Genomic DNA, 15619 nt, shown 5'->3' with positions numbered 1-15619 from the left:
GGGAGTCGGGCCCGCCCGGTCGGCCGATCAGGGCCGGGCGCGGCGGACGACCTCCGGGCCGCCGGCACGCGGCTTCAGCCGCGGCAGCGGCATCGCGAGCAGGCCGGCCAGCAGCGCGATCCGCGGCGCCAGCTGGTCCAGGGCGATCCGCTCGTCGCGGGCGTGCGGCCCGGCGCCGACCGCACCCAGCCCGTCCAGCGTGGGCAGGCCGCGGGCGCCCGCCAGGTTGGTGTCACCGGCGCCACCGGCCGGTGCCCCGGCCACCTGCTGGCCGAGCGCGGCGGCCAGTGAGCCCACGTGGTCCAGCAGGGCGTGGCCGTTGGCCCGCTCCGGCCAGGCCGGTCGGCTGGACAGCACCTCGGTGGTGATCAACGCGCCCGGACGGAGCGCGGTCAGGTGGGCCAGGCTCTCCAGGGTGGTGCGCTGCGCCTCCGGGGTGGCGAAGCGCAGGCCCAGCTCGGCCTCGGCCTGCCCGGCCACCACGTTGGCCCGGGTGCCGCCGCGGATCCGGCCGGTGTTCAGCTCGGTGCCCGGCTGGTGGCCGAGCTGGTCGCGGACCGCGACCAGCTGGTCGACCAGCTCGTCCACCGCCGAGGTGCCGTCCTCCGGGTGGTTGCCGGCGTGCGCCTCGTGGCCGGTGACGGTGAGCCGGACCCGGCTGACGCCGCGCCGGGCCGTCTTCAGCCGGCCGTCCTCGTGCGGCGGTTCCAGGCCCAGGACGGCGGCGGCGCCGGGGAGCTGGCGCTCCACCACGCGGCGGCCGTCCGGGCTGCCGACCTCCTCGTCCGCGGTCACCACCACCCGCACCGAGTGGTACGGGCGCAGGCCGAGATCGGCGAGGAGGGCGAAGGCGCCTTCGAGGAGGGCCAGGCCGCCCTTCATGTCGAGCACGCCAGGTCCGCTGAGCACACCGTCGTGCTCGGTGACCGGCCAGTCCGCCAGGGTGCCGGCGGGCCAGACGGTGTCGTGGTGTCCGACGACGAGCAGGTGCGGCAGGTCCTCGTGCTGGCCGGGCCAGCGCAGCAGCAGGTGGTCGCCGGCCGGGCCGCGCTCCCGGCTGACCTGGGCCCCGGTCGCCCGGTACCCGGCCGAGAGCTCCTCGGCGAGCAGGTTCAGCCGCTCGGCGTCGCCGCTCGGGGACTCGATGTTGGCCAGCTGGACGCAGCGCCGCCGGACCGCGCCGCAGAGCGTGCGGGCCCGCGCGTTGAGCGTGCTCGGCAGGTCGGGCCGCTCGTCCGACCCGGCCGCCGGGTCGGCTGCGCGCTGCCGGTCCGCGGACTGCGGTTCCGGCAGCTTCCCGACCGACGACGGGGCCGGCGGCAGCGGGCCGTCGGCCGGACCGGCCGACGCCGCACCGCCGGGTTCTGCGGTGGTGCGCGGAGTCACCGGGCACCTCCGCGGCGGCATCGCGTACTCAGCGCGCCGGGCGCCGGTGCCGGGCCGGTCGGCACCAGCGCCCCGGCGGGTGGCCGAGGGGTGCGTGGTGCGATGGAACGGCTGCTCGACATTCGTCCTCCTCGCTCGATCCGGAGGCCCCGGACGACCGGGACCCACCGTGGGGCAGCGGCCTCCACGTTGCGGCGTGGGTGACACCGTGGCAGGGGAAGCCGGAGTGAGCCTAGAAGAACGTGGAGGTTTCCGGCGAGGTGGCCCAGTACCGCAGACCGGGCCAGGGGCGTGCGCGGGGCTCGCCAGGGGTTGCTGGCAAGGTGTCGGGGCGCGGCTGTTGGCACGTCGCGGCGCTCGGACCCGGACCGGCCGGTGCGGGTGCGGCGATGGGGCCGGGGGGCCGTGGGTCGCACCCACCCCTCCACGATGGACCCGCCGCCGCCGTTCAGCATCGCGAACCGCCAACGGCGCACCGATCCACGCCGGATGGGTGACGGCCGGGTCGCCCGCCGGTACGAGTGCGGGGACTCACGGGGCGTCAGCGCGGGCGCGCGCGGTGCGGGTCGCGATGATGGCAGCACTGAGCACCCGTCAGCGGGTGCCCGCCCGTGCCGCGCGTCGGAAGGAACGAACCAGATGGCCGTGACCGTGCGGGACAACCCGTCGGCGCACCGCTTCGAGGCGGCGGTGGACGGCGCGGGCGCCGGCTTCGCCGAGTACCTGCGCACCGACCGGCTGGTGGTCTACCCGCACACCGACGTGGACCCCGCCTTCGAGGGGCGGGGGGTGGGCGGGGCGCTGGCCCGGGCCGCACTGGACGACGCCCGGGCGCGGGGGCTGCCGGTGCTGGCCACCTGCCCGTTCATCAGCGCCTGGATGGTGCGGCACCCCGAGTACCAGGACCTCGCCTACCAGAACCGGAGCCGGGTCAGCGACTGAGCCGAGGCGGGGGCGGTCCGGGGCCGAGGTGGGCGCGGACCGGGGCGGAACCCGGCAGTGGCCCACCGCCGGGTTCCGGCGGTGGGCCACCTCGGGGGTGCCGGGGTCAGCCGACGGGGGTCAGCTGCCAGCTCTGGTTGGCGCCGCCGTTGGGCGGCCACTGGATGGCCTGGGCGCCGAAGGCGAGCGAGGCCCCGTCGACGTCGACCAGGTCGCCGTCGGCCCGCGACTCCAGGGTGTAGCCGCCGCCGGCCGCCGGGATCACCCGCCACTGCTGGTCGGCGGCGCCGGTCGGCGTGCCGAGGTCCAGCTGGAGACCGGGCATCGGGGCCGCCGCCGGGACCTCCAGCGCCTTGCCGCTGCCCACCCCGGTGATCGTGTAGTAGCCGTCACCGGTGCCGGTCAGCCGCCACTGCTGGTTGGCCCCGCCGTCGTCCGGCCACTGGATGATCGGGGTGCCGGCGGCTGTGCCCTGGTTGGCGGCGTCCAGCAGCTGCTGACTGTTGCCGTTGACCAGCTGGTAGGTGCCGTCCAGCGGGGTGCTCGGGCCCGGGGTGATGGACAGGTTCGCGAACTGCGCCGCGTAGTAGCCACCGGTGCCGAGCGCGATCTGGCCGGCGCCGTAGCTGCCGTCGGTCAGGGTGGTGAGGGTGACGCCGTCCAGGGTGGCGGTGATGCTGCTGCCCTGGAAGGTCAGCGCGACGTGGTGCCAGGTGTTCAGGCCCAGCGGGGCGACCTTGCCGCCGGCCAGGGTGGTGAAGGTCCAGCCCTGGCCGTCCTTGAGCACGGTCCAGCTGCCGTCGTCGCCGACCCGCAGGTTGTAGGCGTTCAGGCCGTTGTTGTTGCGACCCTGGGTGCCGACCCGGCCGAGCAGCTCGGCGGTGCCGGACTGCTCCAGCAGCACGTCGGCGGCGACCGAGTAGTTGCTCCAGCCCAGGTCGCCCATGGTGGCGTAGGGCTGGTCCCCGGTCTCGTCGGTCCACCGGATCGGGGTGGTCGGGGCCTGCTGGCGCAGGCAGCTGCCGGAGCGGCCGCCGGCGCACGGCTCGGTCTCGAAGGCGCCGTTCATGCTGCTGAAGTAGCGGGCCTCCTGGCCGGTGCCGGTGCCCGCCAGGCTGTCCTGGTAGGGCAGCGCGAGCGGGGCGCGGGGCGGCGAGGCGACGGTGCCCGCGCCCTGGCCGGTGGTGGTGGTCACGGTGTAGATGCGGCCGGGCTGCAGGGTGAGCTGGTAGCCGCCGGCGACCGGGGTCAGGTCCGGGCCCGGCACCAGGTGGGCGGTGGCGGTCGCGGAGGAGAAGTCGGTCGACCAGACGTGCAGGGCGCCGGCCGGCAGGCCGCCCGCGACCCGCAGGGTCACGGTCTGCGGGCCGGTGGCGTCCATGGTCTCGAAGACGGTGCTCCAGGCGCTGCGGTCGGGGGCGGCGTAGCTGACGTAGCTGCCGTCGGCCCGGTTGCCGGCCAGGTAGCCCGAGGCGGTGTCCAGGTACTGCCAGCCGGGGGCGGTGAACTGGCTGGTCTGCGCGATCGCCCAGGTGCCGCGGCCGACCGAGTAGGCCCCGGACCAGGGCTGGTCCGCGGTGACCAGGCCCATCGTGTTGAACCCCAGGTTGGGGTAGAGCGCGGCGACCAGCGGCCAGTTGATGAAGGCGGTCAGCTTGGCGTCCAGGTAGCCGCGGTTGAGTGCGCGGGCGATCGGGGCGGCGCCGGTGTCGGCGTCCTCCGAGCCGTTCTCGCTGGCCCAGAGCGGCTTGCCGGTGGCCAGGGCGTCGGGGGTGCTGCTGCAGCTGGTCATCGCGGACATGTAGCCGCAGGGGTAGTGGGTGCCGACGATGTCCACGGCGTCGTTCAGCGCGCCGTCGCCGCGCATCGCGGTGGCGATCGCCCAGGTGTCGTCGGCGCCGACCACCTTGGTGCTGCCGTAGCCCTTGGCGGCCAGGGTGGCGTGCAGGTTCTCGTACCAGCCGGCGTTGTAGCCGCGCTCGTTCCAGCCGCCGAGGTAGTCGATGGTCAGGCCGTGCTGCTTGGCGCAGCCGAGCCAGGAGACCAGGTAGTCGACCATGTCCTGGGACCAGAAGCTGCCGTTGCCGATCCAGCCGGGGGCGCCCCAGGAGAGGGCGTAGAGCTTGATGCCGGGGTTGCGGGCCTTGGCCTGCTCCATCAGCCACCACTCGTAGCCGTTGTCGCAGTCGATCGCGCCGCGGGTGTGCTCGATCGAGGACTCGGCGCCGTCGGTGGAGTTGGTGTCGCCGCCGATCTCCACCTTGAGGATCTGCAGCGCGGCGCCGGCGCCGGGCTTGAAGAGGGTGTCGAGGATCCGGCTGCGTTCGGGCTCGGGGTAGTCGAGCAGCAGCCGGGAGTTGCCGCCGCCGCCGCTGATGGCGCCGACGCCGTCGAAGGTGCGGCCGGGCGAGGTGCCGTCGACGGTGATCGCGGTGGGGGCGAGGGCCTGGGTCCGGGCGGGCGTGGCCTGGGCGGGTCCGGTGGGGGCGGCTTGGGCGCGCCCGGTGAACAGGGCCAGGCAGAGCGTGAGCACCGCCAAGGCGGCGGGGGCGGTGCGCCGGGCGCGGGGGTGGTGCTGGGGGTGGGCCCGGGGGTGGGGGGTGCGGGGGTCGCTTCGCATCTGGGTGCGGTCCTCCCGTGGTTCGCCGTGGTGGATTGTGCGCGGGGGGTGCGGAAAAACGAACGCAACTGAGCAAAAGCAAACGGTAGGGAGCGGGTGAGGGTCCGTCAAGGACCAGGGACGGGAGGACAGTTGCGCGTGTCCGGCGGGCGGATGGCAGATGACGGGTGACAGATATGCGCTGACAGATATTGAAATCTGTCAGCTGTCATGCCAATGTTGTTCTCGCACCCCCCGCATCGACACCCCCGGAGCACGCGATGACCTCCCTCCCGACCCGCAAGCTCGGCCGCACCGGCCCCACCACCTCCGCCATCGGCCTCGGCGCCATGGGCATGTCCGACCTCTACGGCCCGGCCGACGAGGCCGAGAGCATCGCGACCCTCGGCGCCGCCCTGGACGCCGGCATCACCCTGATCGACACCGGCGACTTCTACGGGATGGGCCACAACGAGCTGCTGATCGCCGAAGCGCTGCGCGGCCGCAACCGCGAGGAGGTCCAGCTCAGCGTGAAGTTCGGCGCCCAGCGCGGCCCCGACGGCGCCTGGCTCGGCTACGACGCCGGCCCCGCGGCCACCAAGACCGCCCTCGCCTACACGCTGCGCCGCCTGCGCACCGACCACATCGACGTCTACCGCCCCGCCCGGCTCGACCCCCAGGTCCCGATCGAGGAGACCGTGGGCGCCATCGCCGACCTGGTGAAGGCCGGTTACGTGCGCCACATCGGCCTCTCCGAGGTCGGCGCCGACACCCTGCGCCGGGCCGCCGCCGTGCACCCGATCAGTGACCTGCAGATCGAGTACTCCCTGCTCTCCCGCGGCCTGGAGGCCGAGGTGCTGCCCACCGCCCGCGAGCTGGGCATCGCCGTGACCGCCTACGGCGTGCTCTCCCGCGGCCTGCTCAGCGGCCACTGGACCCAGCAGCGGGAGCTGGCCGGCACCGACTTCCGCGGCTTCAGCCCGCGCTTCCAGGGCGAGAACCTGACCCACAACCTGGCCCTGGTCGAGGCGCTGCGCACGATCGCCGAGGCCAAGGGCGCCAGCACCGCCCAGGTGGCGATCGCCTGGGTCGCCGGCCGCGGCGAGGACATCGTCCCGCTGGTCGGCGCCCGCCGCCGGGACCGGCTCGCCGAGGCGCTCGGCGCGCTCGACCTGCACCTCGACCAGGCCGACCTCGCGGCCATCGAGGCGGCCGTCCCGGCCGGGTCCGCCGCCGGCGACCGGTACGCTGCCGCACAGATGGCCCACCTCGACAGCGAGCAGAGCGCGACCGCCGCACACCGCGAGCACTGAGGTGACCGGCCGGCCCGGGCACCCGCCCCGGGCCGGCCGGCGGCGCCGTCCACCGCCCCCGCCGGACAGTGAAGGACACCGACCCGTGACCACCGACAGCACCCTCTCCCCCGAGCAGATCCTCAGCGCGGCCGAGGACGTGTTGCGCCGGTTCGGCCCGACCAAGGCGACCGTGGTGGACATCGCGCGCACCCTGGGCGTCAGCCACGGCAGCGTCTACCGCCACTTCCCCAGCAAGGCCGCGCTGCGCGAGGCGGTCACCCAGCGCTGGCTGGACCAGGCGCACGACAGCCTGCAGTCGATCACGGTGGAGACCGGCCCGGCCGGCGAGCGGCTGCGCCGCTGGCTGGCCACCCTGTTCGCGGCCAAGCGCAAGAAGGCGCTGGACGACCCCGAGCTGTTCGCCACCTACCTGGCCCTGGTGGCCGAGCACAGCAGCACCGTGGACGCGCACATCGCCACGCTCACCGCGCAGATCGCGCACATCATCCAGGACGGCATCTGGCAGGGCGAGTTCAGCCCGGTCCCGGTCGAGGTCGCGGCCCGCGCGGTGTTCCAGGCCAGCGCCCACTTCCACGACCCGGCGCACGCCGCCGAGTGGGCCGACGAGCGCCGCTCCACCACCGACTTCGAGGGCGTCTGGGCCCTGCTGCACGCCGGTCTGCGCGGCCCTTGGGGCGGCGAGGCGAAGCCCCGCGCAACGGGGAAGTGACGCTGCGGCACCTCCGGGGATCAAGGCCCGCCATGGCATGACTCCCCGTCATCCGCCCCACTGGTCACCCGAGTTCCGGATTTCGTCCAGGTAAAGTTCCCGACCTGCGGCTTGCCGCTCGTCGGGAGTGCGAACTAACGTCAGCCCCACACCGGCCCACCTCAACACCGGGCCGGTGTGGGGCCATCTGGCTGTCATGACCGTGACATCGAACGGGGCGTCCGGTGTCACCCTGGCGGCCCGCCCCGGATCCGCGCGCTCGTTCACCCCCACCCGACCGTTCAGCGCGTCCGCACCACCCACCAGGCACCACGCACCAGGCACCACCCCGCGCATCCGCACCACACCGCGCCGCCCGCGGCATGCACCCGCACGCGGCCCGGTCCGGCCCGCGGCCACCAGCCGCCGGGCCGTCCGCACGTGCCGAGATCCACCAGCACGGGCCCGCCCCGGTCCCCCGGCCGTACCCCAGGCCGGCCGGACGCGGCCCCGACCCCCACGGAGGGTTCTCCTTTGCGCACCCACCTCCCGGCCGGCCCACGCCCGCGCAAGCTGCGCGCGCTGACCGCCGTCCTGCCGAGCACCGCACTCGCCGCCCTCGGCCTGCTGGCCCCGACCGCCCACGCCGCCGGCGCCCAGAGCGCCGACCAGGTCGCGGTGCGGCACTCCTGCGCCGCGCCCACCCACCCCGGCGAGATGGCCTGCCTCGCGCTGGTCCGCACCGACGTGGTCCAGCCGCACGCCTTCGCGCTGCACGCGATCTCCCCGAACGCCACCCCGTCCGGCTTCGGCCCGAGCGACCTGCAGAGCGCCTACAAGCTGCCGGCCGACGGCGGCAGCGGCCAGACGGTGGCCATCGTCGACGCGCAGGACGACCCGAACGCCGAGTCGGACCTGGCCACCTACCGTTCCCAGTACGGCCTGCCGGCCTGCACCACCGCGAACGGCTGCTTCAAGAAGATCGCCCAGGACGGCAGCACCAGCTACCCGACCGCCGACACCGGTTGGGCCGGCGAGATCTCGCTCGACCTGGACATGGTCTCGGCGGTCGCGCCCAACGCGCACATCCTGCTGGTCGAGGCCACCTCGGCGAACATGAGCGACCTGGGCACCGCGGTCAACCAGGCGGTCTCGCAGGGCGCGAAGTTCGTCTCCAACAGCTACGGCGGCTCCGAGGACGCCACCGACACCAGCTCGGACAGCCAGTACTTCGACCACCCGGGCGTGGCCATCACGGTCTCCGCGGGTGACTCCGCCTACGGCGCCGAGTACCCGGCCGCCTCGCAGTACGTCACCTCTGTCGGCGGTACCGCGCTGACCAAGGACTCCAGCGCCCGCGGCTGGAGCGAGTCGGTGTGGAGCACCTCCAGCACCGAGGGCACCGGCTCCGGCTGCTCGGCCTACGACCCCAAGCCGAGCTGGCAGACCGACAGCGGCTGCAGCAACCGCACCATCGCCGACGTCTCCGCGGTCGCCGACCCGGCCACCGGCGTCGCGGTCTACCAGACCTACGGCGGCAGCGGCTGGAACGTCTACGGCGGCACCAGCGCCTCCTCGCCGATCATCGCCTCGGTCTACGCCGACGCCGGCACCCCCGGCGCGAGCGACTACCCCGCCAAGTACCCGTACCAGCACACCTCGGCGCTGAACGACGTCACCAGCGGCAACAACGGCACCTGCTCGCCGAGCTACCTGTGCACCGCGGGTCCCGGCTACGACGGCCCGACCGGCTGGGGCACCCCCAACGGCCTGGCCGCCTTCACCGCGGGCGGCAGCACCGGCGGCAACACCGTCTCGGTGACCGACCCCGGCAGCCAGAGCACCGCGGTCGGCGGCAAGGTCAGCCTGCAGCTCAAGGCCACCGACAGCGCCGCCGGCCAGACCCTGAGCTACTCCGCCACCGGCCTGCCGACCGGCCTGTCGATCAGCTCCTCGGGGCTGGTCTCCGGCACCGCGACCACCGCGGGCAGCTACCAGGTCACCGTCACCGCCAAGGACACCACCGGCGCCACCGGCTCGACCTCCTTCGGCTGGACCGTCACCGGCAGCGGCGGCACCTGCACCGGCGGCGGCCAACTGCTCGGCAACCCCGGCTTCGAGACCGGCAGCGCCGCGCCCTGGACCGCGACCTCCGGCGTGCTCAACAACGACACCGTCTCCGAGCCCGCCCACTCCGGCAACTGGGACGCCTGGCTGGACGGCTACGGCGCCGCGCACACCGACACCCTGGCCCAGACCGTCACCGTCCCGGCCAACTGCTCCGCGACGCTCAGCTTCTGGCTGCACGTCGACACCGCCAAGGTCAGCGGTGACGGCACCGACACGCTGACCGTCACGGCCAACGGCACCACCGTGGCCGGCTACACCAACCTGGACGCCAACACCGGTTACACCCAGGAGAGCATCGCGCTCCCCGCCTCCCTCGCCGGCCAGAGCGTGACCGTGACGTTCAGCGGTGTGGAGAACGACTCCCCCGACCAGACCAGCTTCGTGATCGACGACACCGCGCTGAACGCGAGCTGAGGCCGGCTCAGCAGCGCTGACCGCACCAGTACTCCGGGGCCGTGGCCGTGTGCCACGGCCCCCCTGGTACTGCGACTGGTACTGCGACACCAAACCCGCGGGCACCGGAGGAAAAAGGAGTGTCCCCCACCGCCCCTGACCGGGAGAATCGGGCCATCGTCCACCCGAGACCACCCGGAGGAATCCCGTGTCCGCCCCGCTGTCCGCCCCCGTCGCCGCCCTCGACAGCCTGCAGGGACTGACCCTCGGTGATGCCTTCGGCGACCGCTGGTTCCCGCTCAAGCCGGACGAGGCGGAGCTGGAGCTGGCCGCCCGGGCCGTCCGGCCCGCGCCCTGGGGCTGGACCGACGACTCGGCGATGGCCCTGGTGCTGACCTACCACCTGGCCGAGTACGGCGAGGTGCGCCAGGACGCGCTGGCCCGCGAGTTCGCCGCCGCCTACACCGCCGACCCCGGCCGCAAGTACGGGCCGTCGATGCACCGGGTGCTGCGCGAGATCGAGGAGGGCAGGGACTGGCGGGCGATCACCTCGGCGGCCTTCGGCGGCCAGGGCTCGCACGGCAACGGCGCGGCGATGCGGGTGGCCCCGCTGGGCGCCCACTTCGCCGCCGACCTCGCCGCGGTGGCCGACCAGGCGCACCGCTCCACGCTGGTCACCCACTTCCACCCGGAGGCGGCCGCCGGTGCGCTCGCGGTCGCCCTGGCGGCGGCGCTGGCCGCGCGCAGCCGCGGTTCGGCCGCGCCGACCCGGGCCGAGCTGCTGACCGAGGTCGCCGCCCTGCTGCCGGACAGCGACGTGCGCTCCGGCCTGCGGGTCGCGGCTCGCCTGCCGGTCACCGCGAGCGTGCGGCACGCCGCCGTGGTGCTCGGCTCCGGCCTGCAGCTGTCGGCCCAGGACACCGTGCCGTTCGCCCTCTGGGCGGCGGCCGGCCACCTCGACGACCTGCCGGCGGCGCTGTGGACCACGCTCGGCGGCTGGGGCGACATGGACACCACCTGCGCCATCGCCGGCGGGGTGGTCGCGGCCCGCACCGGCGTGGCGGGGGTTCCCGCGCAGTGGCTGGCGGCCCGGGAGGCGCTGCCGGGCTGGGTCGGCGAGGTGACCGCACGCTGAGGTTCCGTCAGGCAGCGCCCGGATCGGGCGCTGCCTGACCGGGCACTGCCGGCTCGGGCGCAGCCTGATCGGGCGCTGCCGACGCCGGGCCGGGCGTGGCCTGCTCGGGCGCTGCCGGCTCCGCATCGGGCGTGGCCGGCAGCGCCGGGAAGTCGGTCGGGTAGAGCCCGGCCGCGAAGCCGTACACCTCGTCGCCGCCGCGCGGCAGTTGGGCGTACTCGCCGGCCAGCTCCAGCACCCGGCCCCAGAACTCACGGGCCTGCTCGCGCGGGATCCGAACGTGCCGGATGATCGAGTAGAGCCGGTCCGCCTCGTGCGCGGGCAGCGACTCGGCGGCGGCGGTGGCCAGGTCGTTGACGCAGTAGGGCACCGTGACGCCCTCGGTCGGACCGACCTGGCCGACGAAGAAGACCCGCGCGGTGCGGCCGTAGTAGCGCTCCTCGATCGCCCGCACCCGCCGGGTCCGGACCACCGTCAGCAGCTCGGCGTCGAGCAGCACGCCCACGTGGTGGGCGACGGTGCTCTTCGGCCGGCCGACCGCGGCCGCCAGCTCGGTGACCGTGGCGGCGCGTTCCAGCAGCAGTTCGAGGATCGCGTCGCGCAGCGGGTGGGCGAGCGCGCGCAGCTGGGGCGGGGCGGTCACCTCGACGAGCTCGGCGAGGTCGTAGTCGGGGAAGCGGGGATTGATCGACACCCCTCGATCATTCTAGAGTTCCGGATCGTTCGCCACCGGCAGTTCCGCCGTGGCCCGCACCGCGTCCAGGGGGTTCGCAGATGACCGAGGTCGTCCTCTTCCACCACGCCCAGGGGCTCACCCCCGGCGTCATCGCCTTCGCCGACGCCCTGCGCGCCGCCGGCCACACCGTGCACACCCCCGACCTGTTCGACGGGCGCACCTTCGCCACCGTCGAGGCCGGCGTCGACCACGCCCGGCAGCTCGGCTTCGGGGAGGTCGTCGAGCGCGGCGTGCGAGCCGCCGAGGGGCTGCCGGCCGAGGTCGTCTACGGCGGCTTCTCGCTCGGCGTGCTGCCGGCCCAGCAGCTGGCCCAGACCCGGGCGGGTGCCCGCGGGGCGCTGCTCTTCGAGGCGGTCGTGCCGGTCACCGAGTTCGGCGAGGCCTGGCCGGCCGAGGTGCCGGTCCAGCTGCACGCCGCGGCGCACGACCCGTACTTCACCGAGGACCTCGAGGCCGCCAAGGCCCTGGTCGGCGAGGCCGCGGCGGCCGAGCTGTTCCTCTACCCCGGCGACCGGCACCTGTTCACGGACAGCTCGCTGGCCTCGTTCGACCCGGACGCCACCCGGCTGGTCACCCGGCGGGTGCTGGACTTCCTCGCCGCGCTCTGACGCCGGGGAGCGACGGCGCCGGGGAGCGACGGCGCCGGACAGCTCCTAGTCGCGGAAGGTGCCGAAGAAGGTGCGGAAGACGACCACCAGGATCGCCGCGCCCGCGACGGAGGCGACCCAGTTGGCCGGGTCGCCGAAGTCGTGGACGATGCGCTGGTGCAGGTAGCGCGCCGAGAGACGGCTGCCGAGGAAGGAGCCGGCGACGCCGATCAGCGTGGTGACGACCAGGCCACCGGGGTCCCGCCCCGGGAGCAGGAACCTCGCGATCAGGCCGGTCGCCAGGCCGAGCACGATCCAGCGGGTGAGGTCCATCTCGCACAGCTCCTCTGTTCGCGGCCCGTCGGTCAGGACGCGGGCGGGCCGACCCCCGGTTGCGCACGGTGCATGCACCCACCGATCGCTACCCCCCTTTCGATGAGAGAACTCTCATCCGCGCGTGCGACCGTGGGCGCCCGTCCCGGTGGCAGCCCGGGCGAGCGAGCGAGGAGCGCCGATGGCCAGCGGTGACAGTGCCGGGCGAGTGCTGGTGGTGGACGACGACGACACGATCCGCCGCTCGCTGGAGCGGGGGCTGCGGCTGAGCGGTTTCGCGGTGCGCTCGGCCGGCGGCGGTCGGGCCGCGCTGGAGCAGCTGGCCGCCGAGCCGCCGGACGTGCTGGTGCTGGACGTCTCGATGCCGGACCTGCCCGGCACCGAGGTCTGCCGACTGCTGCGCGAGCAGGGCAGCGACACCCCGGTGCTGATGCTCTCCGCCCTGGACGAGCTGGCCGACCGGGTGGCCGGGCTGCAGGCCGGGGCGGACGACTACCTGGTCAAGCCGTTCGCGCTGGAGGAGTTGGTGCTGCGGCTGCGCGCGCTGCTGCGGCGGCGGCCGCCGGCGGGCGACGGGGTGCTGCGGGTCGGGCCGCTGGAGATCGCGCCCGGCACCCGTGAGGTGCGGCGGGACGGCCTGCCGGTGCACCTGACCCGGCGGGAGTTCGAGCTGCTGGAGCACCTGGCCCGCAACGCCGGACTGGTGCTGACCCGCGACCAGTTGCTGGACCGGGTCTGGGGGTACGACTTCGACGTGCGCACCGACGCCGTCGACACCTTCGTCAGCTACCTGCGGCGGAAGCTGGAGGAGGGCGGGCGGCCGCGGTTGATCCACACCGTGCGCGGGGTGGGTTTCGTGCTGCGGCTGCCCGAACCGGGCCCGGCCGGCGGGGGTCGGCGATGAGGCTCGCCACCCGGATCGCGATCTGGGCCGCGGTGCTGCTGCCGCTGCTGCTGCTCGGCACCAGCGCGTTGCTGCTCGGCCTGGTCACCCACGACCTGCGCAACGAGCAGGACGGCAAGCTGCGCGACCGCGCCCAGGCCGCCCTCCCCGACGTCCGCACCCTGCTCGACGCCGACCAGCAGGGCCGCACCCGGGTGGAGCAGAACCAGCACCGCAAGGTGCTGGACGCCGCGATGGACGTCGGCGTCCTGGTGGAGAACGCGAACGGCACCCAGCTGACCGCCGGCGGTCCGCTGCCCGACGCGGCCGCCCTGCCGGCCCCCCGCACCGGCACGCTCGGCCCGCTGACCGTGCAGTCCGGCGGGCGGGCCTACCGGGTGCTGGCCCGCCAGGTGGCCGGGGCCGACCCGGGCACCCTCTGGGTGGCCACACCGGTCTCGGCCACCGACGCCCAGATCGGCGCGATCCGCGGCCGGATCGTCCTGGTCACCCTGCTCGCCGCACCGCTCTCCGGGCTGCTCGCCTTCGGGCTGGCCCGGCGCGCCACCGCACCGCTCAGCCGGCTCGGCCGGCGCGCCGCCGCGCTGGACCCGCGGGCCGGCGCGGCCGGTTTCGGGCACCAGCGCAGCGGGATCGGCGAGGTGGACGAGCTGGCCGCCGCGCTCTCCAGCGCGCTGGCCCGGTACGACGACCAGGTGGCCCGCACCGCCCAGGCGCTGGAGACCGCACGCTCCTTCTCCGCCGCCGCCTCGCACGAGCTGCGCACCCCGCTGATGGGTCTGCAGACCAACCTCGACGTGCTCGCCGCCCACCCCGACCTGCCGGCCGCCGACCGGGACGAGATCATCACCGACCTGCGCACCGACCACCGCCGGCTGCTCGACCTGCTCACCGCGCTGCGCACGCTGGCCCGCGGCGACCTGGTCGAGGAGGAGGCCTTCGGCGCACTCGACCTGGCCGAACCGGTCACCGCGGCCGCCGCCGAGCTGCGCCGGCGGCGGCCCGAGCTGACGGTGCTGCTGGCGGTACCGGAGGGCGGCGGCGGGGCCCCGGGCGGGCTGGCGGGCGGGGCCGCGGGTACGCCGGCGGGTGCGGGTACGGCGGTGCGGGTGCACGGCTGGGAGGCCGGGCTGCGGATCGTCTGCGACAACCTGCTGGCCAACGCCGCGGTGCACGGCGGGTCCCCGGGCCGGATCACGGTGACCCTGACCCGGGCCGCCGGCGAGGCGGTGCTGACCGTGGACGACGAGGGCCCGGGCATCCCGGAGGCCGAGCGGGCCGCGGTCTTCGACCGGTTCCACCGCCGACCGGACAGCCCCGGCTCCGGGCTCGGCCTGACCCTGGTGGCGCAGCAGGTGGCCCTGCACCGCGGCACGGTCGCCGTGGCCACCGCGCCGAACGGCCGCGGCTGCCGCTTCGAGGTCCGGCTGCCGCTGGTCACCCCCGAGGCGCCGACCCTGCCGCTGCCGGCTCGCCGCGACTGGATCGGCGCCCGCGGGGAGGCGTTGGCGGAGCACTGACCGAGCAGCCGACAGCCGGCTGCGACTCACAAGGAATCCACAAAGAGCCCCGTTACCGTCCTGCTCGGCCGGGCCACCCAGGACCCGGACCGCACCAGCCCGTTCCGGACTCGGAGGACTCCGTCATGCGCTCCTACCGCAAGCTCTCCCCCCGCAAGGCCGGCGCCACGCTCGGCGCCCTCGCGCTCGGCGGCGCGCTGCTCGCGGCCGCCGCCCCCGCCCAGGCGGCCAGCCCCTCGGCGCCCGCCAGCCTGCCCGCGCCCACCGGGGACGGCGCCAAGGCGATCTGCAAGCGGCTGCCGAAGACCCAGGCGCACCTCCAGAAGGCGCTGACCCGGCTCAACGGCCCGGTCACCGAGGCCGGTTCGGTGGCCCGCCTGGAGCAGCGGGTGGACAACGCCAAGACCGCCGGCCAGACCGCGATCTACACCTACCTGAACGACCGGCTCAGCTACCGCAAGAGCCTGATCCCGACCCTGACCACCCGGCAGAACGACCTCAACGCGGTGGCCGGTTGGTGCTCCGCCCAGGGCCTCGGCAGCTCGCCGGCCGCCCAGTGACCCGCCTCCTCGACCGGCCCGGCCGACGCCCGCTCGGCCTGGCCGCGGCCGCCGTCCTCGCCGCCCTGGCCCTCACGGCCTGCGGCGGCGGGGGCGGCGGGACGGCCACCCCGGCCGCGCCGAGCGCGGGCGCCACCGGTGCCGCTCCGACCGGCGGAGCGAACCAGCAGCTGAAGGACATGCAGCAGAAGCTAGACGCCGCCGACGGCGCGGCCTCGGCCGCCGACTCGGATGCCGCACAGAACAACTGACTGTCAGTCAGGTCAACGGCGAGGGCGGATCGGGTTCGGCCGCCCCGCCGCCCGAGGGCCGGTCCGACGATGCGCGTCGGATCAGCGCGGTCGCCCCAGCCTTCGGGGGGGTTGAAAATTCCTATTCGTGAGTAGGGGG

Annotated in this window: 14 protein-coding genes; 10 read left to right on the top strand and 4 right to left on the bottom strand. The window is 75.0% G+C overall.

The window, feature by feature from the left end; genetic code table 11:
• Window positions 1-27: 27 nt before the first annotated feature.
• Window positions 28-1386 (bottom strand): M20 family metallopeptidase, encoded by a 1359-nt coding sequence (locus ACQRUO_RS16575; RefSeq protein WP_428316686.1) that lies wholly within the window; start codon window positions 1384-1386, stop codon window positions 28-30.
• Window positions 1387-2025: 639 nt separating this feature from the next.
• Here ACQRUO_RS16575 and ACQRUO_RS16570 point away from each other — a divergent pair.
• Window positions 2026-2328, top strand: a complete 303-nt coding sequence (locus ACQRUO_RS16570) for a GNAT family N-acetyltransferase (RefSeq protein ID WP_428316685.1) — start codon at window positions 2026-2028, stop codon at window positions 2326-2328.
• A gap of 106 nt (window positions 2329-2434) precedes the next feature.
• Here the strand turns inward: ACQRUO_RS16570 and ACQRUO_RS16565 are convergent, their stop codons facing one another.
• Window positions 2435-4948, bottom strand: coding sequence for an RICIN domain-containing protein (locus tag ACQRUO_RS16565; RefSeq protein WP_428316684.1), 2514 nt, complete (start codon window positions 4946-4948; stop codon window positions 2435-2437).
• A gap of 260 nt (window positions 4949-5208) precedes the next feature.
• Here ACQRUO_RS16565 and ACQRUO_RS16560 point away from each other — a divergent pair, with 260 nt between their 5' ends.
• From ACQRUO_RS16560 to ACQRUO_RS16545, 4 genes are all read left to right on the top strand, one after another.
• Window positions 5209-6240, top strand: a complete 1032-nt coding sequence (locus ACQRUO_RS16560) for an aldo/keto reductase (protein WP_428316683.1) — start codon at window positions 5209-5211, stop codon at window positions 6238-6240.
• Between the two features lie 85 nt (window positions 6241-6325).
• A complete protein-coding gene (locus ACQRUO_RS16555; protein ID WP_428316682.1) occupies window positions 6326-6952 on the top strand; it encodes a TetR family transcriptional regulator in 627 nt (208 codons plus the stop codon).
• A 513-nt stretch (window positions 6953-7465) separates the two neighbouring features.
• The gene (locus tag ACQRUO_RS16550) at window positions 7466-9475 is read left to right on the top strand and encodes a putative Ig domain-containing protein (protein WP_428316681.1); all 2010 of its coding nucleotides are present in this window, start codon (window positions 7466-7468) and stop codon (window positions 9473-9475) included.
• Between the two features lie 187 nt (window positions 9476-9662).
• Window positions 9663-10589 carry an ADP-ribosylglycohydrolase family protein gene (locus ACQRUO_RS16545; protein WP_428316680.1) on the top strand — a complete coding sequence of 309 codons (927 nt, stop codon included), beginning with the start codon at window positions 9663-9665 and terminating at the stop codon, window positions 10587-10589.
• A 7-nt stretch (window positions 10590-10596) separates the two neighbouring features.
• Here the strand turns inward: ACQRUO_RS16545 and ACQRUO_RS16540 are convergent, their stop codons facing one another.
• Complete coding sequence (locus ACQRUO_RS16540) at window positions 10597-11283, bottom strand: helix-turn-helix domain-containing protein (RefSeq protein WP_428316679.1); 687 nt, start codon at window positions 11281-11283, stop codon at window positions 10597-10599.
• An 80-nt stretch (window positions 11284-11363) separates the two neighbouring features.
• On the opposite strand from ACQRUO_RS16540, the gene ACQRUO_RS16535 reads away from it, so the two are divergent.
• Window positions 11364-11933 (top strand): dienelactone hydrolase family protein, encoded by a 570-nt coding sequence (locus ACQRUO_RS16535; protein ID WP_428316678.1) that lies wholly within the window; start codon window positions 11364-11366, stop codon window positions 11931-11933.
• A 45-nt stretch (window positions 11934-11978) separates the two neighbouring features.
• Here the strand turns inward: ACQRUO_RS16535 and ACQRUO_RS16530 are convergent, their stop codons facing one another.
• On the bottom strand, window positions 11979-12245 hold the full coding sequence (locus tag ACQRUO_RS16530) for a GlsB/YeaQ/YmgE family stress response membrane protein (RefSeq protein ID WP_428316677.1): 267 nt from the start codon (window positions 12243-12245) through the stop codon (window positions 11979-11981).
• Between the two features lie 181 nt (window positions 12246-12426).
• On the opposite strand from ACQRUO_RS16530, the gene ACQRUO_RS16525 reads away from it, so the two are divergent.
• The 4 genes from ACQRUO_RS16525 (at window position 12427) to ACQRUO_RS16510 (ending at window position 15480) form a co-directional block, all read left to right on the top strand.
• Window positions 12427-13149 (top strand): response regulator transcription factor, encoded by a 723-nt coding sequence (locus ACQRUO_RS16525; protein WP_428316676.1) that lies wholly within the window; start codon window positions 12427-12429, stop codon window positions 13147-13149.
• Window positions 13146-14669, top strand: coding sequence for a sensor histidine kinase (locus ACQRUO_RS16520; protein ID WP_428316675.1), 1524 nt, complete (start codon window positions 13146-13148; stop codon window positions 14667-14669). Before ACQRUO_RS16525 ends, ACQRUO_RS16520 begins: the two co-directional genes overlap by 4 nt.
• Before the next feature lie 125 nt (window positions 14670-14794).
• Complete coding sequence (locus ACQRUO_RS16515; protein WP_428316674.1) at window positions 14795-15229, top strand: hypothetical protein; 435 nt, start codon at window positions 14795-14797, stop codon at window positions 15227-15229.
• Window positions 15226-15480 carry a hypothetical protein gene (locus ACQRUO_RS16510; protein ID WP_428316673.1) on the top strand — a complete coding sequence of 85 codons (255 nt, stop codon included), beginning with the start codon at window positions 15226-15228 and terminating at the stop codon, window positions 15478-15480. The genes ACQRUO_RS16515 and ACQRUO_RS16510 overlap by 4 nt, the downstream gene beginning before the upstream one ends.
• Window positions 15481-15619: the final 139 nt, after the last annotated feature.

The organism is Kitasatospora sp. LaBMicrA B282, from assembly GCF_050325825.1.
GTDB lineage: Bacteria > Actinomycetota > Actinomycetes > Streptomycetales > Streptomycetaceae > Kitasatospora.
This window is presented reverse-complemented; position numbering and strand designations above follow the sequence as displayed.